1 protein-coding gene is annotated in these 586 nt (G+C 49.3%); it reads right to left on the bottom strand.

Features of this window, described 5'->3' with window-relative positions; all coding sequences use genetic code 11:
* The coding region (locus ACT3TJ_RS18035; RefSeq protein WP_444615256.1) for a transposase at nt 1-177 on the bottom strand (177 nt) is incomplete at its 3' end.
* Nucleotides 178-586: the final 409 nt, after the last annotated feature.

The raw sequence follows: 586 nt of genomic DNA, 5'->3' as shown, positions 1-586 counted from the left end.
CTGAACGTTATACGGATCGACACTGGCGGCGATGGGCTCGATACTCTTGCGTTTCAGCGGCAGCATCAAGCCACGACAGTAATCCTGAAAACCTTGCACCCGATCAGCATGGCCCAGGCGAGGCGCTAGCTCATCAAGATACGTCTCGAAGCGGTCGTGAAGTGCGTCGTTTACCATAATGCGAAATCGCTATACAGAGGACACAATACGTATTGATAACATGTCTATTTATGACACAGTAGTACTAGGCTAAAGCTGAGCACTGGAGGCAGAGCGACAGGTATGGCTTTTTCAATACACAATTGATTCTGCTCTTCGATGCATAGTAGGTTTCTTCGGCACTAAATTAGAAGGCTGGGAGGCGATGAACTCAGCAAGGCCGGCGGTCTCGCGACCAAAGACAGTGGAGGTGAAAGCTTTACGTGGTCCGGTATATGGACCCGAATTGTCAGCCTTTAATAGTGCCTTGGTCGCACCGTCGCGTGCTACTAAGGAATTCCTTTTTAGTTATTGGAGAAATAACCCTTTTGTACTAACGCAAGTTGCCGATGCAGATGGGCTGCTGCCAGCCTGATCGCCTTTCAAA

The sequence above is a fragment of the Halomonas sp. AOP30-A1-24 genome (genome assembly GCF_052378165.1).
GTDB lineage: Bacteria > Pseudomonadota > Gammaproteobacteria > Pseudomonadales > Halomonadaceae > Vreelandella > Vreelandella citrativorans.
This window is presented reverse-complemented; position numbering and strand designations above follow the sequence as displayed.